At 46.5% G+C, this 26,252-nt stretch carries 15 protein-coding genes and 1 pseudogene; 5 read left to right on the top strand and 11 right to left on the bottom strand.

From position 1 onward, the window contains the following. Positions 1-417: 417 nt before the first annotated feature. The 5 genes from P2A85_RS18030 to P2A85_RS18010 all read right to left on the bottom strand — a co-directional run bounded on the left by P2A85_RS18030 (position 418) and on the right by P2A85_RS18010 (position 11,250). Positions 418-5,652, bottom strand: coding sequence for a response regulator (locus P2A85_RS18030; protein WP_377474386.1), 5,235 nt, complete (start codon positions 5,650-5,652; stop codon positions 418-420). 22 nt (positions 5,653-5,674) lie between these two features. Then, positions 5,675-5,959 carry a hypothetical protein gene (locus tag P2A85_RS18025; protein WP_377474384.1) on the bottom strand — a complete coding sequence of 95 codons (285 nt, stop codon included), beginning with the start codon at positions 5,957-5,959 and terminating at the stop codon, positions 5,675-5,677. Positions 5,960-6,016: 57 nt separating this feature from the next. After that, entirely contained in the window at positions 6,017-9,061 is a 3,045-nt protein-coding gene (locus P2A85_RS18020; RefSeq protein ID WP_377474382.1) for a methyl-accepting chemotaxis protein, read from the bottom strand. Between the two features lie 137 nt (positions 9,062-9,198). After that, positions 9,199-9,732 (bottom strand): chemotaxis protein CheW, encoded by a 534-nt coding sequence (locus P2A85_RS18015; protein WP_340521880.1) that lies wholly within the window; start codon positions 9,730-9,732, stop codon positions 9,199-9,201. 306 nt (positions 9,733-10,038) lie between these two features. Continuing rightward, positions 10,039-11,250, bottom strand: a complete 1,212-nt coding sequence (locus P2A85_RS18010) for a response regulator (RefSeq protein WP_340521874.1) — start codon at positions 11,248-11,250, stop codon at positions 10,039-10,041. Positions 11,251-11,899: 649 nt separating this feature from the next. On the opposite strand from P2A85_RS18010, the gene hmpF reads away from it, so the two are divergent. Next, the gene (gene hmpF / locus P2A85_RS18005) at positions 11,900-13,642 is read left to right on the top strand and encodes a pilus motility taxis protein HmpF (RefSeq protein ID WP_377474380.1); all 1,743 of its coding nucleotides are present in this window, start codon (positions 11,900-11,902) and stop codon (positions 13,640-13,642) included. A 362-nt stretch (positions 13,643-14,004) separates the two neighbouring features. Here hmpF and cofH read toward each other — a convergent pair whose 3' ends face one another. Then, positions 14,005-15,174 (bottom strand): 7,8-didemethyl-8-hydroxy-5-deazariboflavin synthase subunit CofH, encoded by a 1,170-nt coding sequence (gene cofH, locus P2A85_RS18000; protein WP_377474377.1) that lies wholly within the window; start codon positions 15,172-15,174, stop codon positions 14,005-14,007. Between the two features lie 142 nt (positions 15,175-15,316). Here cofH and P2A85_RS17995 point away from each other — a divergent pair, with 142 nt between their 5' ends. Further along, a complete protein-coding gene (locus P2A85_RS17995; protein ID WP_377474375.1) occupies positions 15,317-16,531 on the top strand; it encodes a glycosyltransferase in 1,215 nt (404 codons plus the stop codon). A 93-nt stretch (positions 16,532-16,624) separates the two neighbouring features. After that, a complete protein-coding gene (locus P2A85_RS17990) occupies positions 16,625-18,595 on the top strand; it encodes a glycosyltransferase (RefSeq protein ID WP_377474373.1) in 1,971 nt (656 codons plus the stop codon). 174 nt (positions 18,596-18,769) lie between these two features. On the opposite strand, the gene tilS is transcribed toward P2A85_RS17990, so the two are convergent. Both tilS and P2A85_RS17980 read right to left on the bottom strand, forming a co-directional pair. Continuing rightward, positions 18,770-19,876 (bottom strand): tRNA lysidine(34) synthetase TilS, encoded by a 1,107-nt coding sequence (gene tilS / locus P2A85_RS17985; protein WP_377474371.1) that lies wholly within the window; start codon positions 19,874-19,876, stop codon positions 18,770-18,772. Between the two features lie 262 nt (positions 19,877-20,138). Beyond that, positions 20,139-21,014: an SDR family oxidoreductase gene (locus P2A85_RS17980; protein ID WP_377474369.1), complete on the bottom strand. Its 876-nt coding sequence runs from the start codon at positions 21,012-21,014 to the stop codon at positions 20,139-20,141. Between the two features lie 168 nt (positions 21,015-21,182). On the opposite strand from P2A85_RS17980, the gene P2A85_RS17975 reads away from it, so the two are divergent. Next, on the top strand, positions 21,183-21,743 hold the full coding sequence (locus P2A85_RS17975; RefSeq protein ID WP_377474367.1) for a Uma2 family endonuclease: 561 nt from the start codon (positions 21,183-21,185) through the stop codon (positions 21,741-21,743). A 491-nt stretch (positions 21,744-22,234) separates the two neighbouring features. Here the strand turns inward: P2A85_RS17975 and P2A85_RS17970 are convergent, their stop codons facing one another. Together P2A85_RS17970 and P2A85_RS17965 are read right to left on the bottom strand one after the other, a co-directional pair. Then, a complete protein-coding gene (locus tag P2A85_RS17970) occupies positions 22,235-22,942 on the bottom strand; it encodes a hypothetical protein (protein ID WP_377474365.1) in 708 nt (235 codons plus the stop codon). Positions 22,943-22,972: 30 nt separating this feature from the next. Beyond that, a pseudogene (locus tag P2A85_RS17965) lies at positions 22,973-23,131 on the bottom strand (transposase); the annotation flags it as partial. Between the two features lie 123 nt (positions 23,132-23,254). Here P2A85_RS17965 and P2A85_RS17960 point away from each other — a divergent pair. Beyond that, complete coding sequence (locus tag P2A85_RS17960; protein WP_377474363.1) at positions 23,255-24,526, top strand: RNA-guided endonuclease InsQ/TnpB family protein; 1,272 nt, start codon at positions 23,255-23,257, stop codon at positions 24,524-24,526. A 474-nt stretch (positions 24,527-25,000) separates the two neighbouring features. Here P2A85_RS17960 and P2A85_RS17955 read toward each other — a convergent pair whose 3' ends face one another. Beyond that, positions 25,001-26,239 (bottom strand): DUF790 family protein, encoded by a 1,239-nt coding sequence (locus tag P2A85_RS17955; RefSeq protein ID WP_377474361.1) that lies wholly within the window; start codon positions 26,237-26,239, stop codon positions 25,001-25,003. Positions 26,240-26,252: the final 13 nt, after the last annotated feature.

The following is a 26,252-nucleotide window of genomic DNA, read 5'->3' as shown; positions in this document are numbered from 1 at the left end:
CGCATCCCCACCCCCCCTGCCCCCCAAGGGGGATGGGGGAAGGGGGACGAAAGATCCGACTCTTGTCCCCCCCTTCTTAAGGGGGGCTAGGGGGGATCTGGCCTTAATAGTCAAACAGCAGTCTATGACTGGATTTGACCTTAAGTTGACACCTATGGGCCTTGCCGTCTCCTCCTTGGCCGCTTCTTAACCAGGGTGGATTGAGTCAAAAAAAACGATGATGGGAAATAAGACCCACCCCTAGCCCCTCCCAGGAGGGGAACCGGATCTAGACCCGCCCACGAGCAGGGCGGTTTCATGCTCCAAAAAACGAGGGCTTTGTAGGGGTAGTGGATGGTGCGTGCGTACCCCCCCTACCTCCCAGCAGGGGAACCGGATCTAGCTCCCCTCGCTTAGAGGGGCTGGGGGTGTGTCCGATTAAACACCAACCGGAGCACCAACAACCTCACCCTTCAACATCCGGCCAGCAGCATCCAACAATTGCTCCTCCAAATAAGGCTTGGTGAAATAACCTTTCGCACCCAATCCGTAAGCCATTTGGCGGTGTCTGTCAGCACCACGAGAAGTTAGCATCGCGATCGGCAATTCACACAAAACCGAATCCTTCTGCATCCTAGAAAGCAGCTCCAAACCATCCATTCGAGGCATTTCAATATCGCAAAATACGATATCGCAAGGCAAACCAGATTTCATCTTCTCCCAAGCTTCCTTGCCATCGCGAGCTTCTTCCACACGATAGCCAGACTTCTCGAAAGTAATCGAAAGGAGCGATCGCACCGTAATTGAGTCATCCACAATCAACACCGTCGGCTCAGCCTTCTCCTCGATCGGCTCAGCAGGAACCCGATCGCCCTCATCCCACAAAGTACCACCAGCATCCTTCCGCAGCCTGCCAGTAGCCAAATCAATCAACTCTAGAACATCGGCGATCGCCACAATCCGACCATCCCCCAACACAGTAGCCCCAGCAATCCCCACCGGCTTAGGGACTGGTCCTTCCAACTGCTTAATCACAATTTCCTGTTCAGTAGAAACCTGATCTACCTGCACGGCCAAGAAATTGCCAGCAGAGCGCAACACAATCACCGAAATCATGTCATCGTCAGTATTAAAGCCATAAACACTGCCACGGCCCAAATGGCGATGATAAGCCAACAAATCTCGCAGCGGACGGAAAGGCAAAATCGAACCACGCCAATCGATGCAAGGAAGACCATCAGATCCTTTCGTCACCTGATCGCGAGGAACATCAATCATATCCTCAACCCCATCCATGGGAAACGCAATCCGAGCTCGATCGCTAATACAACACAAAGCCTTAGAAATACTCAACACCAAAGGCAATCGAATCGTAAACACAGTCCCCTTACCAAGGGTAGAATCAATGCCCACAGTCCCCCGAATCTCCTGCAAAGAAGTCAGAACCACATCCATCCCCACCCCACGGCCAGCAAACTCTGTAGCTTGTTCCTGAGTGCTAAAACCAGGTCTAAACAACAACTCATAAACCTCGGAGCGAGTCATTCTCTGAGCCTGAGCCGCCGTCAACAAACCTTGTTTAATGGCCTTAGCCTTCACCTTCTGAGGGTCAATACCAGCCCCATCATCAGACACGGAAATTACGGTTTGATTTCCTTGATGAAAAGCCCGAATCGTAATCCTTCCCATGGCCGGTTTCCCAGCGGCCAACCGCACCTCTGGGGACTCAATACCATGGGTAATTGCGTTATTCACCAAGTGAGTCATGGGGTCATAGAGTTGATCCACAATCATCTTGTCAATCAAAATCTCTTTTCCTTCCACTTGCAACTGAGCCTGCTTCCCGCATTTAATCCCAACTTCTCGCACAGCACGGAATAAGCGATCGGTCGTCTCTGCAAAGGGCTTCATCCGAGCCTTATTCAATCCTTCTTGCAACTGAGTAGTTACTTGTCGCAACTGACGAGTCACTTGATCTGCTTCATCCACCAAAAACTCAATATCCGCGGCTGACTCGCGCACCCGCACGATTAACTCAATAATCTCCTGAGCCAAACTGTGGAAAGGAGTAAAGCGATCCATTTCTTCAGGCTTCCAAGCTCCCTCCCGCTGATGAGCAGAATCCTCCGATCGCCAAGCCGAGCGATGCCCCTGCCGATTTGCTAACAGCGCAATTTCTAGCAAACTCCGCTCATAAAAATCCTGAGTCCGTTGGCTGACTTCACTCAATAAAGTCACTTGATGCAGCAAGTTATCTAAAAACTGCCGCATCCGTTCCTGGTCTTGCTCCAAACTATTCCGATTCACCACCAGTTCCCCCATCAAGTTACTGAGGTTATCCAGTTGCTTCACCGGCACCCGCATAGTTTGGTCGCCAAACCCCTGACGAGGCCCTTTTGGTCGAATCCCCCCCGGACGCGAACTCATGCCTGTCTCACCCTGACGCACGCCTTCCTTGGGTTCATCCAGCAGAGCTTCCAAATCGCTAAAGTCATCCCGCCCCTGCTGAGAGGAACTTGTCGCCAGACCAAGAGTCGATCGCCCATAAATCTCCGGCACTGTCTTGCTCTCGCTCAACATCTCCTCCAGGTCTGAGAAAACCTCGGTATTCACAGGAGTTTGACTAGCGATCGGCACAGCAGCCATTGCATCCATTGCAGCCTCTGTACCTTCAAGACTCAACAGGGACTCCAAATCATCAAAACTCTCCTCCCCATCCCCAGCGCCCCCATCAGTACCCTCAAAAAAGCCCGACAGCGAAGAACCATCCAACTCAGAATTATCTGTCCCTGGCGATTCTTCTGTATCCCAAAAACCGGAGGTCAGCTCAGATGTTACCAAAGCACCAGCATCGATCGAATCCAACAAGTCATCAAAACCGTCCAAATCAGCACTATCGAGAGTCGCACCAGTTTCCAGCGCCGCCAACAAACCAATCTCTCCCCCAAAACCCTCATCGGACAACTGCGATGACATCACCTCCAAATCACCCCTAGAAACCGACCGAGAAAGCACCTCAAACAAATCATCCTCATCATCGCCAGTCATAGCCGACAGACCATCAAACAAATCCGCCCCATTTTCCTCCAAAGAATCATCCGAAACCACAGACACAGATGCCTCCAACTCCCCAGATGACCGGCCCGCTTCATCTGCCGAGGCATTCATGCCCTCCCCAAACATATCCTCTAGTAAATCAAAAGTATTCTCATCATCAAAACTCCGATTCATGCGATTGTCCCCGCGGCTGACTTTGACTGACTCAGACTCCCAATCACCTTCTGGCAAATCGATCCCCTGGTCAGCGAGGGCACTCCGCATATCACCGTCCGACAGAGACAAATCCACACCAGGGGATTCCGGAACATCTTCAAAACTCAGCCACTGCGCCGTATTAATATTCTCCAAACCTTCATCCTCATGGTCAATTCCTGTCGGCACTGAGTCAAACAAATCTACTAAATCTGCTGCTTCCTGGGACTTAACGCCAGTCCCACTCATGGTAATGGGTTCCATTGCTTCATCTAGCTCTATCTCTGACTCAGACATATTCCCAAACAGAGCATCTAAATCTAGGTCTGAGTCGGAGCTATCTTCTGGAGAAGCTGATTTTTCTTGGCTGGCCAGGGCATTTTCCAGCCAATTTTCCTGGTCAGAAATATCTAAATCTGCATCTGGTGTCATATTAAACAAACTGTCAATTTCCTGGTTGCTTGCATCTAGGTCAGCCCAATCTTCATGGTTGTTTTGTTCTGTGATGTCACTTTCTGACGATAAGAAATCTGACGTAATTCCCAACAGTTCACTCAAATCCAAATCCACATCTGTTTCAGCATCAGAGTCTGCTGCTTTCTGCGGTGATGATTTTTCTGATGGTTTCTGACTCAAGTTCTCCGCAGGAGCGATCGCCGGTAAGGAAATTTCGCTATCACTTTCATCCGGGCCAGCCAAGTCTTCAAAAATATCTTTTGGGGATATTCCAGTAGTCTCTGGTGTTTCCAATTCTTTTGACAACTGGTTATCGAAGCTAACATCATCGATCGCGGTGCCTCTAGCGGCTACTTCATCCAATAGCTTGCCCAGAAGGTCATCGGATTCTTGAGATTGTGTTAAACTGCTATTTTTCGATCGCTTATCAGCCCGTGCCGCGGCATTCTGCGATCCTGTTCCATCCTCGCCTTGGGGACTCAGATCGCTATCTATTTCCCCGGATTCGCCAGAAAGCAGGTCTGAGCCAAACAGATTTGTCAGGTCATTTACAGCACCAACAGAGTTTGCATCAGACACGACTTTGGGGTAGTCATCTAGCAGCAAATCGGTGAAATCCCCTGAACTATCCCCATCATCCGGTTCCAGCAACCCCCTCGTCGGAAACCCAGAAATTGTAGTTTCTTCCAGCTCATCTTCTCCTTCCCAAGCACCATCTAAGTCGGGACTTTCCCCATCAAACAAATCAGCTAAAGTATTCAACTCCGCAGCTCCCACCTCTGGCCCGGTGCGAGTAGAAGTCCTCCAACTACCAGATTCCAACTCCGAGTCTCCAAATCCAGGCGAATCACCAAACTGAGGCGATCGACCCCCGCCATAGTCATTGCTATCCCCACTATCGAGCTTGTCAAACAACTCATCTATACTCAGTCCAGAAATGGTCGGCAACATTTGTTCCTCGGCACCACTTTCTCCAAGCCCAACCAAACCCCAAGCCCCATCTCCCTCGGCATCTGACCCGGAATTCACAGTTCCTGGCTGAGCAAAGGCCAACAAATCCTCAAAATCCGCCTCAGAATCCCCCACCAAGGCTAACTCCCTCAGCCTCGCGCCTACCACAATGGAGGACTCCATCCCAGCCAGCACTAATTCCTGAGCCTGTTTGATATCTTTAATCGCGATCGGAGCTAAAGTACGATAGGAATTTTCTGGATTGGCGATCGCCCTCTCCACCACATCGATCAACTCTATCCAACAATCCAAACCAAACTCTTCCCCTGCCAACCTGAGACTCCCACAAATACCCCTGAGCCGACCTTTACCTTGGTCTGTTTCAGGCTGCTTGAATTCCTGAAGCATCTCCCGCATCCGCGCCGGCACATCCGACTCAAAAACCATCCGCACAGAACCCTCTGGCACTTCTCCAGCCCAGCCTCCAGCCCCGCGGGATTCCACCGCCCCAGTCGAAGCCATAGCCCCCATCATCCCCATCATCATGGTTATAGGCACAAAAGGGCCGCTCTCTTCCCCATCACCAACCCTATATCCCACCAGCCCCCCCAAATGATCGTTGAGTTCCTGGAACACCGGTTCGAGTTCCCTCACCATCTGATCTCCCAGTTCCTCCGTCAGTCCAAAAGGCCCTGACAGTTGTTCTAACAGTCCCTGCAAAGTATCAAATATCCGCAAAAACAAGGACTCTAGCTGCTGGTCTACCTTCACGCTGCATTCCTTGAGGATTTTGAAACTATCCTCGAGCCTATGGGCTGTTTGCTGAATGCTGGTGAGTCCCAGCATTGCCGCTCCCCCTTTCACTGAATGGGCAGCTCTGAATACTTCGTTGACCAGTTCTGGGTCTTCGATCGTTGCTTGAAGGTTTAACAAGCCTTGTTCGATCGTATTGAGATGGTCTTTTGCCTCCTCAATAAAATAGCCCATGATTCTCTGTTGTTGCTCTGCTTGCATAGTTTTATTCCTTTTTTCTAATCTATTTGTCTGCTAGTTGTTTTAGATAATCTCTTTTTTCTAATACTAATCCGTGGATTTTTAACATCTTGATTTCCTTTTTTATCGGAATTTTTGTCTTGGCATATTCTCTACTATTTTTTGAGCGATCGCAGACGATACAGCCCCTTGGCTTAAATTTGTTAAAAATCTCCGAAAATACGTTTACTATGTTATCGTCCATCAGGGCAACTCCTAGTTTATTTAGGTGCTGGTTTGGCATCCCCGCAGCCATTTCAAGACTACGAGGTTGCTTTTTTTTTGCCATTATTTCGGCACTAATCTGCCAGTAATTCGCCAAGCAAAACAAGCAGTAGACAATTAATTACTGTCTGTCTACTGTTTCTACTCGGAATCTTTCCACCGAGGTCAAAAGGTCGCGGGCAACCCCCACCAAATTCTGCAAAGCACCTGAAACCCGCTGCGCTTCATGAGAAGTTTCCTGAGCCGTCAACTCCACAGCTTGCATAACTGCCCGCACCGATCGAGCCGTCTCATTCTGCTCCACAGTATCCGCAGTAATCGATCGCACCAACACGTCAATTCGATTAGTTACTTGGATAATATCGTCGAGCGATCGCTTAGCCTGTTCTGCCAATTTTGTCCCCTCAATCACCTGTTGCGTCCCTTCTTCCATCGCTGTCATCACCGCCCCAGTCTCACTCTGAATTTGCATCACAATCTGCTCGATTTCTTTCAAAGACTTAGCCGATCGGTCCGCCAACTGTCGCACCTCATCTGCCACGATCGCAAAACCCCTGCCTGCTTCCCCTGCTCTTGCTGCTTCAATACTAGCGTTAAGAGCCAACAAATTAGTCCGGGAGGCGATCGTCGCAATTAAAGCCACAATCTTAGAAATTTCTTGAGAAGCTTCTGCCAACCTCTTGACTTTTCTGGTTGTTTCTGCTACTGTTTCTCGGATATCTAAAATCCCAGCCACGGTGCGATCCACAGCCTCGCCGCCTTTAAGAGCGGTAGCGGCAGCACCCCGTGCTACTTCTTCAGCCTCCCTAGCACTCTCAGCAACCCGCTGAATTGCGTCCGTCAGCACCTGCACCGAATTCAGGGTTGCCGCCAGTTCCTCAGCTTGTCGCAGAGCATCGGAAGACAAATCCCCCGCAAACTTGGCACTATCAGTAGCGCCTTGGCTGACCTCCCTAGCGGCCTGCTTCACCTGGTGAACGATTTCTCGCAGATTTTGAATGGTCAAGTTGAACGAGTCAGCCACAGCCCCCAATACATCGGCAGTCACCTCCGCAGTCACAGTCAAATCACCACGAGCAGCACCTTCCACGTCGTCTAGCAAGCGAATCACTTGGCGCTGCAAGTCTTCCTTGGCCTGTTCCTGCTCGTCGGATTTGCGTCTAGTATCGCTAATAGTCGTTTGGATCGCCTTCGCCATGTGGTTGAATTTAGCAGCCATTTTGCCAAATTCATCTTCAGAATAAATTGTGGCACGAGCATTCAAATTGCCTTGAGAGACAGCATCAAATTGAGCTTGCAAATTGTCCGAAGAATTCCGTACCTGCTTGGCGATTAACTGACCGATACCCCAAGAAGTTAAAAAGCTGGTAACACCTGCTGCTGCGGTCATTACCCAGCCTGTTTGGCGCAGATACACGATCGCCTCTGGCTTATCCTGTCGCAACGCTTGGTAAGAAGCAATGTTGGTGACAAAAGCCACAGCTACCAGAGAAACCAGTCCCGCCCCGACTGCTGTGTAAAAATGCTTCGTAGCCAAAGGAGCATTTTCCAAGAAAGCCAGACCACCCTGTTCCACAGTGACAGCAGCATCAAGAGGCTCTGTTTCGGTAACTGTAAAAGTTTGCGCCGCACTATCGGCCGGGCCACTCATGCTAAATATCTCATCATCCCGAATAGCCGAGCCATCGGTATTATCGAAATCGAGACTGCTGCTAGTGGTCCCCATCATGCCACTATTCGAGCTGCCAAAATGAGTGCTACCCCTAGTCAGAATCGAACTATTGACATCTTCAGAAATATCAAAATCTGGGACATTGCCCAAATCATCAAAAGCATCAAATTCGTCCAAAAAATCGCTATGTTCTGGAGGATTACCAGCTTTTGACGACCAATCACTGCTGGCCGCTCCTCCTGCTCCGAAAGAAGTCAATTGCTCCGAAGTGTCTAGAGAGAAAGAGTCATTAAAAGCATCGTCATCAAAAGCGTCTAACTCAAAACTATCCCTAGAGCCGAATGCTACACTCGAAGAGTCCCCGTAACCATTACTTTGGGAAGTTCGATCGCTCGAATTCAAACCTCCCCGCCTCGCCCTGGGACTTTGAGAGTTGGGAACAGCACCGCCCATCAACAGGGTTTCATCTTCAGCCAGGTCATAATTTGACGAGTATTCCCCATTGGTTTCGGGCCGTCCAAATTCCCCTGGGAGTTCCTGGGCGAAGGGGTCTGCATCTTCTCCTAGATCGTAGTTATGATTTTGGTCGATCGGGGGTGAGGAAGAGTAGTCATCCAAATCATCGTCCAGGTCAAATTCATCTGGTAAGGAGCGTGGTGCAAAAGATTCGTCAAAATTGTGGGATGGGCTGGTGGGATAGTCTACTGGGTTCAAGTCGAGGTCCTTCCCAACTTCGGCAGCAGCAAAACCCCTACCATTAAGAATCTGAGTCGGAGCTTCTGAAAACGAATCCGCCTCGTAAGGAATTGATTTGGCAGACACTTTGCTCTCTTGAAAGGGATCATCCAATCCTTCGCGATCTAAGGCGAAAGCATCTCCAAAATCTGAACTAGCAAATTCGTCGTCTAGTGGGCCTGTCGCCTCAGCGTAAGCAGCCATCCCACCGGAATCGTTCATAAACGGATTGGACGCCAGGGTTAAATCGGCCGCACCGATTTCATTGTCGTCTTTTGGTTCCCATCCCAAGGCACTCATTCCCAGGTCTGCTAGGTCTTCTTTTTCCATACCATTAGGGGATGGACTCTCCCAGTCTATGCCAGCAGCATCTCCTGAGAAAAGTTCAAAATTGGGGTCTTCTAAATCTACATCCAGAGATTTATCTGGATAGAATTCCAATTCCGTTTCGGCATCAAAATTTTCTGATGGCAATTCTCCGGGTAAAAATTGGTCTGTGTAACTAATCCCGTTGTGAGCGTGTTCAAGCAAGCTTTGGTCGTCGCTCAAATCCAGCACTACTGCGTACTGTTCCCGTGCCACTTCGTAGTCTTCTAGGCCGTAACAATATATGTGTCCGCAAAGCAGACGAGCGCTGGGGTCTTCGGGAAAATCTGCTACTAATTGACAAACTAGAGCGGCGGCTTCTGGATAGTCGCCTGCCGTGTATGCCGCTTCGGCTCGTTGGTAGTCCTGCTGAAAGTTGGTACTTGTTGCCATTTGCCGCCCCATGTTGGATTTTAGATTTTAGATTTTAGATTTTAGATTTTAGATTTTTATCTTGAATGTGTTAGATACGCGGCGCTGTGACTGTTTGTGATTAGACTCAATCGAAAATCGCCAATCTAAAATTGATTTCACGCTGCCCACCGCGCCGAGCGCAGAATTTTCACTTGATCTAGCAGTCGGAGCACTTTCTGACCTGGTTCGCCTAACATCCATTCTCCTCTGAGAAATGGCATCATGCCATCTGGTGCATTGTTCTGCGAGTGCAGTTGCTCGATGTCGAGCCAGTCCATCCCCACAATTCGATCGACTGCTAATCCCAAAATCGTATCTTGGTCTTCTACAGCTACGATCGGAATTTCCTGTCTGTCGGTATTCAGAGGTGTTTGGTCTCCCAGAAATTGGCCCAAGTCTGCCACCCAAATGACACGCCCTCTCATGTTTAGCGTACCTAAAAGCAAGGAAGAAACGTTAGGAATTGGTGTCATACGGTCTGGGGCGGGGGATAGTACCTCTCTAATCCCTGTCGCTGGCAGTGCGAACTCATTGCCCGAAGGTACATAAAACCGCAGGTGCAGCTCGCCTTCGGGAGTTTCTAGTTCTTGGAATTCGGGAGCATGATCGATACCTAGTCCTGGTAATATGAAGTCGGCGCTGCCACTAATCATTTTTCTGACACCTGCTTTTCTAGCAAATTATTGACGGTTCCCGCCAAGCTTGTCCCATCGAAACTTGACATAGCCAAGCTTGACATAACCAAGGCGTAAATGGCGTGACTGCTGGATGTGTTTGGCAATAGAAGCGCGGACGCCATGAACTACATTAGCTCTGAGGTCTCGCGGTTTTGGTCAATCAGAGAAGGCTTTTTGTGAAGAAACAAGTATATTATATTTGTACTTGGAGCCTGTGTGGCCCACTGGAGTCGATAAATTCTCCAGAGCACCACCACAGGATTTTTTTGCCATGATTTATTATTTGTTTAATAAATGAGCCTCCACTGTCGCCTCTGGGTAGCCAGGGCCAACATATTTTTCTACCAGCATTAATAACTCGTTTTCACCAAAAGGTTTAGTGATGTATTCAGTAGCACCGGCCATCCGAGCTTGAACGCGATCGATAAATCCGTCAATACCCGTTAACATGACGATGGGTGTCTGTCGGAAAGCACTAGAACTACGTAGCATAGCGCAAATTTCGTGACCGTCTAGTTCCGGCATGGCAATGTCGCACAAAATTAAATCTGGTTTGAGTTGAAACACTAAACTCAGGGCTGTGAGGGGACTACTGATGCCCGTAGCTTGGTAGCCATGTTCATTCAAAATCGACTCTACGGTCTTGCGAATCACATTGTCATCGTCAATACAGACAACTCTGGGAACTTTGGTTTTGGGGGAAGACCATTCTTTTTTGTTGTTAGCTGGGCTAACAGACTCAAAAAATACCTGCACCAATCCCTGCTGCACGAAGGGGTAAATTGCCTTAGCGACAGTCAACACATCCCGGTTGAGGTAGCGCGCCATTTGGCGGATCGAAGTGCGGCCGTCAGCCCAGCGTTTGAGAGTATTAAAAGTATTGACAGGTAGGGCTACTTGCAACTCGGTGGGGTCTGAAATCACCGGACATTGGTTGGGCGACTGAATGTGTGGGTGAAACTGCTTCCACTGCTGCACCTGTTTGACAATTTTCGCCAGCAAGGAGCTAATTTCTAAGCTGGTTAATTGAGGAGCTAAGGCAGAACCCATTTCAAAGGTAAAGGAACCCTGATGAAGACTGAGCAAGTCAAATAGGGTTTCGTGGATCATGCTGTGGATAATGTTGCGGCCTTGAGCTGGGGTGAGGATGTGTTGTTCTAGCAGCGCCCACAGGTAGCCATATTCTGGGGCATTGGTAGAAGCCATATAGGGAAGTTCGATTTTGTCTAGGGCCTTTTCTGCTTTGTAGCGGCGCAGGTAGTCCCGCAGGCGAAACAAACTTCCCGCACTCTGGGTAGCGTAAATAATCTGACCGTTGAAGCAGAAGACATACCAGGATTGTCCGGCTGGGGAGCGCGGGGTGGGGTGAGTACCCGTGCTGGCACCGATGGACGAGCTGTAGGACTCTACGAACAGTTCTCCGGTTCGCTGACCTAACTCAATCAGTTGCAGGATGCTGCGGATGTCTATTTCACTCAAATTTCCCTGCATGGAGCTAAAATTTTCTCCTTAAAACCGTTGGCGTCTGAGTTCAAAAATGCTATTGGGTGGCGGGATCTGAATTTTTTTTTCCCATCTAGATTTCCATCGACAACAAACTATTTTGTGACCAATCTTCAAAAAACCATTCACATCAGCATTTGTTTAGCTGTGGGATGTTGGTGGTGCATCTCTGTTTGCTCGCCCCTTGGGAGGAAACAGGCTAAGGCTTTACCCTATTGTGACATACTCCCTCTCTCATTCAGCAGAACCTAGAACCTAATTGAATAGATACATTTAACCAGGTAAATTTAGGAATGTAACTAAATCTACTCTCTATGGCCTAATCTTTTAAGAAAGCGACATTGATTGTGCCCAGGAGAAGTTGAGAAAGCCGTAGATAAGGCTTGATTGACGCTCCTAGTCGAGCATTTCTGTCGCTTGCTGCTAAAGTTGGGAAGGGTTAATCTTTAGAGATTACTATATGAGATTAGGGAGAGTTTAGCCCGAAATTACGCCTGTGGACTGGAAGGAGCCGACTCCCCAGGGTGAAGCAGGAAGTGAAGATTGAGTCTGCTTTGAGTAGATGCGATCGGCTTTCACAGAACGGATACTGCTATCGACAAATTGCGCAAACGACACCAAAGAGAGGACTATCAGCGTGCTGTATCTAGCAGAAGTACAAAAACAGAGAAGCGGCTTTGGTCTCGGTGGCGGTAAGGCTGAACTAAAACTGCTAGCTTGTCAGCGGGGCGAACATAATTGGATCGCTGTACCTGGGGATGATGTGATTCCAGTGGAGGAAGCTAATAAGTTTAACGACGGCACCCTGGTGCTGGTGGAGTTGAGCGCTAGCAAGCAGGTGCAGCGAATTCAGGAAGCTGCGCGCCAATTGGTGAGTATTCTCCAAAATTTCTCGCGCTTGCAGGATAAGTTTAAGGATAAGGAAGAGGAAATTGAACAGTGGAAGGCTTCTCTGACGTTTTCGAGTCAGGAACTAAATCGCCGGGAAATGGAAATGCAAGCCCGCGAAGAGCAGTTGGCTCAAATGGTGGATGAGTTGGAGCGGCTGGAGGCGCAGCGCTCGGAAATTGAAAATACTCGTGATGAAGCTCATCGATTGCGGGAAGAAGTCGATCGCTCTCGTGCGGAAATGGAGACGGCTTGGGAACAGTTGCGGGGCGAGCAGCAGCGGGTTGAGCAGCAGCAGTCTCAGGTTCAGCAAGGGGCGGTGGTAGATGAGGAACAGGCCCGCAGGATTCAGGAGTTAATGAACAAGCTTTCGGGGGCGATTGCTTCGGCTCAAGGGGTGCGGGAACAGTTGAATCAGTCTTTTGGGGTTGTGGGGGCTCAACAGGCAATTTTGGATCTACACTGGCAGCAGTTGGAGCAACAACGGGCAAATGCTCAGCAGCAGCAAGCAGAGGTCGATCGACAACTTCCCCATATCCAACACCGCTGGGAAGAGTGGTATCAAGCTGTTGATGCTGTGACGCAAGCCAAGGTGGAGGTCAAGGGCCTGCAAAGTACCCTCGGTGCCAAGGAGGAACAGTTTCAGTTGTTTTCGACCCAGGTGCGGGCTCTGGAGGCTCTAACGAGACAAGTTTCCGGTATGGCTCAAGGTTTTGGGCCTGTGGCTACGGAGCAGCAAGTAGATGTGCAAGCTTTGGAGAAAATGTCGATAGATGAGTTGCAGGGGCTAGTTCAAAACTTGCAACAGGATTTGGAAAAGGTGTTTCGGTTTGTTAACGATCAAGAGGAGGAGTTGACTCTCCAGCAGCAGACTATTGAGGAACTGCAAGCGAAAATTCAAGCTGCTAACGAGTACGATCGCATGGCGTTGGAAAATGAAATGGCCGATGAACTCGAAAGTTATCAGATGTTGAATGAAACTCTGGTGGGACAACGACTGCGCTTGCAGGAACGGGAGAGTATTTTGAAGCAACATCAGGCGGTGCTGTGGAAACGGCTGGGTACTGCAAATCCAGCCTCGCGAGATGGACAGATTGATTTGGGGCCGGTCATCGCACAATTGGAAAGTCAGCGCCAGCAGCAGCAGCAAGATTTACAGAAACTGGAGCATGAAATTCAGCAGTTGCGAGAAGCTGTAGCTCAAAATGATGGTAATGTCAACCGCAAAACTGGGGAACTGGAGGCTCAACGCCGCGAAATTAAACAGTTGGAGCAGAATTTGTTTAACCAGAAAAGTGCTGTGGCGGAACTCTGGGGGAAGGTGAATGTTTATCAAGAAATGTTGCAGCCGGTGCAGGATAATTTGAGTGGGCTGCGTCAAAAGTTGGAAGCTGTGGGGGGGGAACTCGATCGCCTTGAGCAAACTGGAGAACAACAAGATCGGACGATTTCTCAGTTACAACAGGTGATTTCGGGTTTGATTAGTGGGTAAAAAGATAGTAGATATATCCCCGACTTTTTCAATAGACCTCTGACATAATTATTGTGGAACAGGCAGGATGCCTGTTCTTGACTGTCTTTTTAGGAGATGTCTATTAGGCTTGTTTGATATCAATTCCGGTTGTATCGGAATGATTTAACCACGAAGGCGCTAAGGACGCGAAGGAAGAGAAGAGAGAGTTTAATACAGGACGATGAAGAGAGGATTTGGTATGACTTTGCCAATTGTGGTGAATTCGCTATCAGACATCAGTCAACTTCTCCTAACATCATGTTTCAACTTCCAATGCTCTATCCTTCGATCCTTCGATCCTTCGACTAAGTTCAGGGTTCCGCACAAGTAACCGTAAAGGATTAGCAATTAGCCGGACTTGAAATAACACCTATTCCTGCCAAACGATCAACCCCTAAACTCCGATAAATTGTATCTCTTTGTTGATAACTCCGCCCCAAAGAACTAATCGCATTTTGCAAATCTTCGACAGATTGACAACTGCCACCAATTGCACCAGCCATGGTAGTGATGTGCTCTTCCATCAACGTGCCGCCGATGTCATTGCAACCCCATTTCAGGGCTTCTATAGCTCCATCTAAACCTAATTTTACCCAACTTGGTTGATGGTTGGGAATCAAATTTCCTAAGAAGATTCTGGATACGGCGGTGAGCAATAATGTATCTGCTAAAACTGGTTGATCGCGGCCGACTCGACTCCGCAAAGGTGCCGGTGCTTGCTGTCCGACAAAGGGCAATAAAATAAATTCTGTGATGTGCGCTGGATAGTTTTTGTCGATCGCACTTTGTTGGAGCGATCGCACTTTTTCTAGATGCAAAACCTGCTGTTCGGCTGTTTCAATATGGCCACAAAGCATGGTACTGGTTGTCGGCAATCCCAAACTGTGAGCCGTACCAACAATTTCCAGCCAAGTTGCTGCATCTGTTTTTTCCGGGCAAATAATGCGTCGTACTGCATCGTCAAGAATTTCCGCTGCGGTACCGGGCATGGAACCAACTCCCGCATCTCGCAAAGCCGAAATTACATAGCTGAAACTCAGGCCATCTTCCCTGGCAATAAATTGTATTTCTTGTGGCGAAAAAGCGTGCAAATGTAATTGAGGGAACTCATCTTTAATTATTTTCACCAATTGCAGATAATAAGGCAAAGATGCGCCATTGAGTTTGGCGTTAAGATGTAATCCCCCCTGCATACAAATTTCCGTAGCACCCCGCTGCACTGCGTCTGTAGCTTTTTCCAGGATTTGGGCCCAGTCTAACCAAAAAGCACCCTCATCTTCCTGATTGCGACGGAATGCACAAAAACTGCAATGCTGCTCGCAAATATTGGTGAAATTAATATTGCGATTGATAACATAGGTGACAACATCTCCTGATTGTCGGCGACGCAGCAAGTCAGCAGTTGTTTGAATCGCAGCTCGCGCCTTTGGCTCTGTTTGCTGCAAAAGTACCAAGGCCTCTGCGGTGGAGAGGTTATAACCTTGTAAAGCGCGATCGAGAATTGCATCCACAGTTTATTTTCCAGCTCAGTTACAGAATCACGACTTAGAACTACAGGCGTTCTTAGATTTTAACAAACCAACTCCAGAGGAAACATATTCTCAAGTCTACAGGCATCACAAAACATTATTTTACTTTGGGAAAACAGGAAATATGCACTTCAATCAAGTAAATCAGCTTTTGCCAGTACCGACGAACCCTTTGGAAATTCCGGCTGCACCGACTGTAGCTTCAACTTCTGCGACAACAGGGGAACCGCCTATTTATTTTTCCCTGATAATTCCCACCTACAACGAGTGCCAAAATATCAAAACAATTGTCGAAAAACTGAGCCAATTGCTTGATGGTAGCCTTGCCGGTGACTACGAGATGATTGTAGTGGATGACAACAGCCCCGATCGCACCTGGGAAGTTGCCCTATCCCTGACACCCGACTATCCGCAATTGCGCGTGATGCGACGCGAGCACGAGCGGGGGCTGTCTACAGCCGTGATTAGGGGATGGCAAGCCGCCAGAGGTGAGGTTTTGGGCGTAATCGATGCTGACTTGCAACATCCGCCAGAGACGTTGTTGAATCTTTTGGCAGAGATTAAGCGGGGAGCCGATTTAGCCGCTGCGAGTCGCCACGTTGCCGAAGGTGGAGTCAGCGACTGGAGTATGATCAGGCGATTTTTATCGCGGGGAGCTCAGACTTTGGGATTGGTGATACTACCGGGAGTTGTGGGCAGGGTTTCCGATCCCATGAGCGGCTATTTTATGGTGCGCCGCATTTGTATTGCTGGTAAAATGCTGAATCCTGCCGGTTACAAAATTTTGATTGAAGTGCTCGGTAGGGGCGATATCCGCTGGATTGGAGAAGTTGGTTATGTGTTTCAGGAGCGCCAAGAAGGGGAGAGCAAAGTTACCTGGAAACAGTATATTGAGTATTTGCGACATTTGCTCCGGTTGCGGTTTGCCCGCTGGCCCATGGGCAAGTTTCTACGATTTGGTTTAGTGGGTTTCAGCGGGGTGTTTGTGAATATGGCGGCTTTGTACGTGCTGCGAAATTTCTGCTATTTGGAGCTGACTCGTAGTTTGATCTTGGCTGCGGAATTGGCAATTATTAGTAACTTTTTGTGGAACGATCTATGGACTTTTGGGGAAATTTCTAGGCGGCAGCGAGGCAATCGCCAACGCTGGAAACGGCTGTTGAAATTTAATACGATTTGCTTGATGGGTTTGATTTTGAATGTGCTGCTGGTGAATGTGATGTTTAATTTTTTTGGGATGAATGAATATTTGGCTAATTTAATTGCGATCCTGGCGGTTACTTTGTGGAATTTCTGGATTAATATGAAGCTGAGTTGGCGGGTGACGGATGTTAATTAAACAATTGGGAAATGGTGCATGGGGAATTGTTCATGGGGAATTGTTCATGGGGAATTTGTTATTTGCTAATTTATCCTGCGGCTAACAGAATTCATGATTAGGAATAAACAACTGTTGTTGGTATTATTGTGGATGGCGATCGCCTTGATGTTGCGATTTGCTAATTTGGACTCGAAACCACTGTGGACGGATGAGTTTTCCACTTTAGTTTTTAGTTTGGGCAACAGTTTTCGAGGTGTGCCGCTCGATCGGGCGATCGCTCTTTCTAGTTTACTCCAACCACTGCAATGGAGTCCCACTGCGACCACTGGCGATGTGCTGCATAATTTACTGCTAGAAAGCAATCATCCTCCAGTTTATTTTATGCTTGCTCACTGGTGGATGGAGTTGTTTGGACCTTCTGCCGATAGTTTAGTCTGGATTGGGCGATCGCTCCCAGCTTTATTGGGTGTAATTTCCGTTCCAGCTATTTACTTTTTGGGCAAATTTGCGTTTAATTCTCCTCTAGTTGGTCAATGTGCTGCTGCGATGATGGCAGTTTCTCCCTACGGTATTTATCTCGCTCAAGAAGCTAGACATTACACTTTAGGAATTTTATTGGTTATTGCTTCTTTATTTTGCTTAATTTTAAGTATTAAACGCATCCAAGAACAGGCGATAATTCCCCTTTGGACTGTGGCAATATGGTTGATATTTAACTGTTTGGGAATAGCCAGTCACTACTTTTTTGTTTTAACTTTATGTGCCCAAGCCATAGCATTAACGGCTGTAATCACCCAGCAATATAACGAAAAATTTAATATTTTTTCTCAGATTACAAATTACACTAAAAACCCTACCTCTCCTTTGGGTAAATCTAAAAATATCTGGCGATTATTGGCAGTGGCTAGCGGTACGGCAGCCGGCGGTTTAATTTGGGTTCCCATATTTTTTTCCAATAAGTATGGTAGTGAATTAACTAATTGGATTGTTAGTGGCGATCGCACTTGGTTGAATTGGATTAGTCCAATTTTTCAAGCCTTGGCTGGATGGATTACTGTGATATCTTTGTTACCCGTGGAATCGTCAAATCTGGTAGTAGTGATTGCATCGGCGATCGGGATGACTGTCTTTTTTGTCTGGGCGCTTCCCCTGCTGTTTGGCGGGATTAAAACTGCTTTAAAAAACCCAGATACTGTTTTAGGTACTCTTATTCTTGGCTGGTTTGTAGTTGGTGCAATTTTGCTATTCTTGAGTTTTAAATATCTGCTGAATATTGACCTCACTCGTGGCGCTAGATACAATTTTGTTTACTTCCCAGGGGTGATTTTATTGTTAGGATCATCCTTGGCAGTTCTCTTCAACACACCTACAGTAAAAAGTCAATGGTTTAATTACCCATCTATGGAAACTTCTGGGAAAAAAGCTGTTTTACTAATTTTATTAATGGGTTTGGTGAGTGGTGTCACAGTAAATTCCAATCTTGGTTATCGGAAGTATTACAAACCAGATATTTTGGTGTCAATTATCCGCGAAGTATCACAAGTTCCGCTGTTGATTGCTACTACCCAAAAGACTCATGTGGAAATCGGGGAATTGATGGGTATTGGGTGGGAAATTAGGAAGAGGGAACAAGAACCCCCCCCAACCTCCCCCAAGGCAGGGCTGTTTCATTCTGGTGACAAATCATGGTTTTGTAGGGGTAGCGCCACCGTGCCTACCCTCTTCGTCCACGATTTTGTATGTGTTTCAGAGGTAGGGGCGGGCACGGGGGCACCGCCCCTACAAGAGAATGAAACAGCCCTGCCCCCCTTGGGGGGCAGAATTCAGAATGGGGCTATTGGGGGAAAGTCGGAAGCATTTGATTCTCCTTTATTTCTTTTGGCTAATCTGAAAAGGGAAACACCAGAAATAGCTTCAGGGACACTTGAGAAAACACTTACTCAATTGCAGCGTCCCCTCGATTTATGGTTGGTGAATTTTCGTGCACCTGTGGATTTAAAAGCGCAAGGTTGTGAGGTTGAATCGCGGAAATTGCCTGCTGTTGATGGGTATGAATATCAAGTTTATCATTGTTCGAGTTAAGAAGGAATAAGTCATATCAAATCCGATAGCATCTGAATTATTCATATCTCTATTCTCTCCCTCTGTGTCCTCTGTGTTCTCTGCGGTTAAATCATTCCAATACAACCGGAAACGATATCACCCCCCAAGGGTGGAAATTCAGGAAGCAGGTTTTAAGGCGCGATGTCTAATGTGCTATGCCCTAGGCCCAGATGTGATAATCATCCAAGGTTTTTCTACTATACCGATCGCACCTGATGGAAATGGATCTGTTTGCGATCGATTGGGTGCTACAATCAAAGCTGTGAGTTTTTCGATGCTGTCAAAGCTGGGAGCAGTTGGTAGTATTTGTTGCAGTAGCTGTCGCATAGCTCGTCGCTGCAAGGAAAGGGGGGCTGCTCGCAAAATGGGGAGATTTAACTTGACAGGAAGTTGAAAAGTTCCATGCTCTCCTTCGTTGATTTGTAACATGGCTCGCTGTAGCAATTCGGTGGCGGCAAGTTCGAGATATTCGACATCAGCGCGGAGAATTTCGGCTGTTTGAGCGAGGGCTTGTTGGGTTTGGGGGTTAAAATGAGTTTCTAAATAAGGTAATAATTCCGATCGAATCCGGTTGCGGGCGTATTGCAAATCCTGGTTTGTGGAATCTTCCCAAACTGGTAGTTTTTGCTGTTGACAAAATTCGCCTGTTTGCGATCGAGTTATTTCCAGCAAGGGACGAACTAAGTAGATTTGAGGGTTGAGATTGGGGATTTTCGATTCGGGATTTTCATTTACCTTCTCTAATCTACAATCTGAAATCGGCAATGGAAAATCGACAAGGGGGCGAACCCATGTGAGGGCTGAAAGTCCATCGGCACCGCTACCGCGAATTAGGTTGTAGAGGAGGGTTTCGGCGCGATCGCTCGCTGTGTGGCCTGTAATAATGTAGGGGTAGTTATTGGCGATCGCAATTTCGGTTAAACTTTGATATCGCCAGTTGCGGGCTGCTGCTTCAGTTTTCGGAACGCGATCGGCTGTTTTTTGATAATATGATATTCCCCAATGTTTAGCTAAATTTTCTACATGATTTGCATTAGCTTCCGAATCCACACGCCAGCGGTGATCGCAGTGAACAATTGCTAATTGCCAGCCCCATTTTGGCTGCAAATCTAGCAGTAACTTCATGGCACACAAAGAATCTTGCCCGCCGGATACTGCTACTAATAATCGCTGATTTGGGGGCAATATTTTGCGTTGTAAGAGTGTCCGGTGCAGTTGAGCGTGGAGTTGTGTCCATTGGGAAGATAGGTCATTGGGCATAGATTATAACTTAAGAAACCGGGTTTTTTGATAAAATACTTCGTTGCAGCCCGGAGATTTCATCAAAAACCCGGTGTTCTCCTTCAGAATAGGGGGTGCATCTCAATGAGTGCAAATATATTCGTAGGGGCGAAGCATGACCGCAGTAAATATCGGGTTATAACTAATAAATTGTCTGCGGTTATGCTTCGCCTATGCAAAATCTGGATGCTCCCAGAATAGGTAAGTCTTGTAATTGTCCCAGTCCCATATAGGACTGATTTTACAGACTCAAGTTGCGCTTCAAAAAGGTTTCTAGGGATTCCATTTTGATGCCGTAAATTGCTTCTAAGTTATGCACTTCTTCCGGGGTACAGAAAAATTCATTACCCAGCAATACCCGCAAAGTCCCCAAACCTTTTTGAGCTTGAGGGTTCAAAAAACCCAAGGCATTTCGCAATCCGTCAAACACCACCAGTGGCGGGTTAATGATTACAGGTTCGCGATTGAATAAGCGTCCAAAAATGCGTGCAATGTCATCTCTTGTCAGCACATCTGGGCCGCCGACGGGCAGAATTTGGTTGCGCGCACCTTCCACAGTTGAGGAGTCTACTGCAATACGAGCTAAGTCGTCGGTACTGACAACAGAGGTGCGGTTTTTGCCGTCGCCAATCAGCAGGTAAAGTCCGGTTTCTCGAAACCTTTCTGCTAAGGGTAACAAGCTGGAAGCAAAACCGGCGGGCCGCAAGATTGTATAATTCAATCCGCTGTTTTGGAGGTATTTTTCGACTTCACGCTTGGCTTTAAATACTGCCGAATCTTCGTATCCGCGATCGACTCCTAGTACCGAAAGAAATACAAAATGCTCAACTCCGGCTTCTTTAGCGCAGTCGATCAATTCTATGTTAGCGCGGTAGTGTACGGCTTGAACGTCGCCGCCAGTGCCGTGGGTGCTGATGACACATTCGACTCCTTGGCAGGCTTTTTTAATATCTTTGTCTTGTTTCAAGTCGCCAATGAAAATTTCTGCGCCTCGGTTTTCTAGTTCTGAGTACCGAGATGCGAGGCGAACAAATGCGCGGACAGGTTTTTCTTGCTGTCGGATTTCTCGTACTATGCGGCGGCCTAGTGCGCCTGTTGCTCCGGTTACTAAGAACATAATGTTTAGTTGTTGGTTGTTCGCATTTTGCACTGTATCCCATTATAGCGGTTTTTCAGGGAGTTGGTAGTGAAGGGAGATAAAAAGGCGATCGCTCTAGTGTAATAACAAGTAAATAAATAAGGATACAATAAATATATCAATTAATTATCGAGAGGGCTAAGAGTCATGGTAGGCATCGGAACTAAACTCACTTTAGCAGAATTTCTAGCTTTGCCCGACGGAGACGTGTATTATGAATTGGTAGATGGTGAAGCAGTTCCTAAAGTGTCTCCAAAATTTTTTCATTCCAGTTTACAGTTTGCTTTGTGTAGCCTAATTCGTGCATGGTGTAAAGGACGGGGGCGAGTGTTGCCAGAATGGGCAGTTTTGTTAAAACGTCAGGGTAAAGATTGGGCACCTGTTCCAGATTTAACCTACATTTCCTATGAACGTTTACCGAAAAGTTGGCGGCGAAATGAAGCTTGTCCGGCAATTCCTGAATTGGTGATTGAGATTATATCGCCGGATCAAACGATGAAGGAATTTGAAGAGAAGGCGAAAGATTATTTGGCTGCGGGTGTTCTGCGAGTTTGGGTGGTTGATCCAGAGGCTATTTTAATTAGAAGTTTTTTCCCCGATGGTTCGAGTCAAGTTTATACGGATAATATGCCGATTGTGGATGAGTTGTTGCCGGGTTTGGAGTTGACGACTAGACTAATTTTTGAAGAAGCGGAGTTGATTGATTAAATTCAATGCAAGATATCCGTCGTAGGGTGCGTGACACCGGAAAAACTTTAACTCGCGGCGGTGGGACTATTGATTGTCACGCACCGCACGCGAGCAAAGAGAGCCTTGATAATGGTTTCCTGAAACCACTAATATTTTTCTAGGAGTTAAACAGAGTTTTTTTCACACCAGCTTAAATAATTCTTGCAAATCCAGAAGTGCGCGAATTTATGGGCGTGATTTTTCAGCTTTTTCGATGCTAGGGAATGGTTCAGAGAGTAATTTTTGAAGTTGTACAATTACTGCATCAGCTAATGTCAATTGTTTGTATTCCTGCATTTTTTTAATCCATAGTGGAGGTTGGAATTGGGAAGAGGTCGATATCGCCTAATTACTTCCCACATCCCTATTTAAACTTGGTCATCATTTAGAAGCTCATAAACAATTTTTGAGAGCAAGCGAAATTTTTATACAAATTGGCGATCTTCGCTCTGAGGCTCTAATTTTTTACCTCAAAGACTTTCATTGAGTTGTTTCAACTCCCCTTGCGACTGCACTTGCTTGTGCAAACTAATTTTGTCGCCCACTTCATACCCAGAATTAAAACCAGCCTCGCTGCTGATTTGAGAACCTGTCCGAGTTTTAACTTTAGCACCCAAACTCTGTAAATAATCTGCGATCGCCTGTTGATTCTTCTCAAACATCGATCGCACCACAATCGCCGGAGTCGCCGCCACATCCCCCACACCCGGAATCCCCGACTCTTCCATCTGCTGCTTTTGTTCCAGCAATCTCTGCCTCAATCTCGTCGCGCAGCCCACCCGAAAAGCATTGAGATAAGCCAATCCTCTCCCACTTCCTTTGCGGTATTTCGCCCTCCGTTCGATCGCCTGACTCAAATACTCGTAAAGATGGGTACACACAATCAAATTAGTAGAAGTTCCCACCAAAAACATACTACCAGTATAACTATTTCGCATCGCATTACAACCGTTAGCTTCACCAATTCCCGAAAGCAAAATCATCTTCCAAGTCACATAGCGCGGTGTAGTTTCCACTCCACTTTCGCTAATCTCTTCCTGTTGATTCGGGCCTAAATCAGCGAGACTGAGATTGTATTGTGCTAGCAAAAGGGAAGCTTTTTCGGCGGCCGCAGTCGATTCATAAGAAAAGGATGGGAGTGTGGAAACGAGCGTGTCTTCAGACCTGAGAGGAAACACGACACAAGGGAATTTATTCCCCTTGAAATATTAGTTTACTAAATGATGTGGATTTTCAATATATTTTTTAACAGTTTCGCTGCTGATATTACCAGCACTGCTAACAAAATAACTACTTGTCCACAAGCTAGGTAATTTTAGCAAGTGTGGAAAATATTTTCTCAATAAATTACTAGACCTACCCTTAAATGCTTTACATGATTATGGGTTCTGTATTCTGGGAGAGGGAGCATATTTATTTAATTTGGGGTTGACAGAATCACTATAGTTGATTACCATAAATAGATCAACAAAATCGTGATAGTCGAATTAATGGCTAAAACAATAGGAGTGCAGCAAATCTTGTTGTCTCTAGATCCAGAAACCCGTGCGTTGATAGAATATCTTTGTCAACAATCAGGTAAATTGTACAATACAGGGATTTATTTCGCTCGTCAAACATTATTTAAGACAGGTAAATTATTAACGGGAAAGTTTGATTTAGCATTTGAACCATCGGTATCAAAATCTTTGTTGGCACAATCAATGCCATCAACACCGATGCAGCAGACCTTAATGTCGGCAACAGAAGCATTCAAATCTTTCAAGAATTTGAGAGATTTACATAAAAAAGGTCAATTACATTTTCGACCCAAACCTCCTGGTTATCTCAATGGTTCTAAACTATTCAAAGTTGCTTACCCTAATTCTGGGGGACAAAAGCCAACGTTAATTAACGGTCAACTTAGGTTTGCCCTGGGACTAACAGTTAAAAGATGGTTTGGGGTATCTGAATTTTTCTTGCCTATGCCATCAAATCTTGATTATTCTAAGGTTAAAGAATTTACTATTCTTCCTAAGAATGGTGCTTTTTATTTAGAAATGTCTTATGAAGCAAAGAAACAAAACCATGAATTAGATATCAACAAAGCGTTGTCTATTGACCTGGGAACTGCCGATAATTTAGCAGCTTGTGTTGATACCTTGGGAAATTCTTTTTTAGTTGATGCTAGAGTGATGAAAGCTCTGAATCAACTTTGGAACAAAAAAGTATCAACTCGTAAAGAAGGTAAGCCTCAAGGATATTGGGATAATTGGTTAGACCGTGTAACCCGTAAACGCAATCACCAAATGCGTGATGGGATTAATAAAGCAGCCAAACTAATTGTTAGCCACTGTCTTAAATATGGTATAGGAACCTTGGTGATGGGTTGGAATGAAGGGTTTAAAATTAATGCTAATTTGGGTAATTTGAATAATCAAAAGTTTGTTCAAATGCCTTTAGGTAAACTAAAATCCCGCGTCAAACAACTTGGTGATTTACACGGGATTAAATTTGTTGAAACTGAGGAAGCCTACACTTCAAAAGCTAGTTTCTTGGATGGAGACTCCCTACCCAAATACGGTGAAAAACCGATGGGGTGGAAAGCATCTGGAAACAGAATTAAGCGTGGACTTTATTGGACTGCTGATGGTTTTGTTGTTAATGCTGACCTGAATGGGGCAGCCAATATTTTAAGAAAAGTATCGGGAAGATTAGGTTTGTCGCTTGATCAACTCAGTAGACGATCTTTGGCAATCGTAGCGAGAATTAGATTAAACTAATTCTGTCCGCAGAATCTCAGCGTCTTCAGACCTGAGAGTGTCAATTTCATTGGATGAAGTAGCGAGGGCTAGCAGCTTTTTGATTTTTTCGACAATATTTGTGTCTGCCATTGTGCGATCGGTTTTAGGGTGATCCCAAATCAGCGTTTGACATCCCCTTTATGATTCGGCGGTTGAAACCGCTTCTACACAAACGAAGGCGGTTGAAACCGCGTCTACACAAACGAAGGCGGTTGAAACCGCTTCTACACAAACGAAGTCTGCCTCCGCAGACTAAGAGATAAGAGAGGATTTGGCGATCGGGCTAATTTTAGTATAATACAAAATCTGACCTAAGTATACCCTGTTATTTCTTAGTCCGCGCAGGCGGACTTTGTTTGTGTAGACGCGGTTTCAACCGCCGAGTTTTATGTAGACGCGGTTTCAACCGCCGAGAGTTCTTTGTTTATGTAGACGCTATTTTAACTGAGTGTTTTAATCATCAAGGACTTCCAGGACTGATTTGGGTAACAATTTATCTTTAAACCAGATGACTTTTGCCGGGACATCTTTTACTTTTACTCCAGCTTTTTCTAAATTCAGCCGTTCGGAAATAGCCAAGATTAAATTATCGCATTCGGACTTATGTACTTGGGCAAATTTCTTTTGTAAATACTCCGGTCTCCAATAACCAACTATTTCTAATAAAAAGACTCGCCCGTCGGGATGCACTAACCGAAAGTCGGGAATCATCACGCTACCGGGAATGGGAATTAAATCTACTTCTCGTTCTAGTTTCCACTCGGTTTTTGTGGAATTCCATCTCTCGGCAAATGCTGCTTCTAACATACTATCATAGGGTTTTCCTGGTGGATAGTGGCTGACTAATCCGCACTCGGAATTTAGGGTGAATTTACCAGTTTTTAATACGCCAGTAAAAGGGTCTTTTGTTTGCAGTGTTGAGTGCATACTCCATTTGGTTACGTGTAGCAGTGCGGGGAGCATTTTTGCTAGGGCTAAGCCGTAGCGGGTGCTGGGTTTGAATAAGCTTGTCGGCCCGTCGATGGTGAGGGTGAAACCATGTTCGGCATCGCCTTCTATGTATGTCATTAATTGGAATAGTTTCAGATAGCGAAATAGGAGTTTGTATTCTCCTGGATCGTTCCGGTGGGCGTTTAATTGGACTTGACTGGCGCGATAAAATATGCCTTGGACTTGAGAAAGGTTGTACCGATGTAAGAGTGCTTCTGGTGTGGGTGCATCGAATTGGGTAAGGATTTTATTTTCGTTTAAATCTGCGTATAAACCTGTAGTTATTTCGTTGGTTAAAACTTCTCTATTTAATTCTTGACCTAGTTCAAGTGCTAATGTTTCGAGAGTTAATTGGGTGGAATTGTTGCTGGGTACGGATTGCGCTGCTAGGGCAAATACGCGCTGTCTCAATGTAATTGGTTCTAGGGGACTGATGATTTCAAAGGTGCTGAAACCGCCTTTCAGCAGGTGGGCTAGTCCGCGTTTGAGGCGGTAGTCGGGGCTGTCGCCTTCTAGAGATTGTAAGCGTTTGTCTAGTTCGCCTTGGGTTTTGCCGTTAGCGCAGCCCTCGAAGAGGATCGCACTTTGGAAGCAGTCGATCATTTCCGTAGCTGCTTCTAGGTTTTTAGCATCTATCTTTAGGCGTAAGGGGACGATCGATTCGCCGTTTTGGCGGTGACTTAGTAACTCAGTGGGTAGCATAAGCAGTGAAAAG

The sequence above is a fragment of the Microcoleus anatoxicus genome (assembly GCF_042465725.1).
Classification (GTDB): domain Bacteria; phylum Cyanobacteriota; class Cyanobacteriia; order Cyanobacteriales; family Microcoleaceae; genus Microcoleus; species Microcoleus anatoxicus.
Note: the sequence above shows the minus strand (reverse complement) of the source record. Positions and strands in the feature narration are given on the sequence as shown.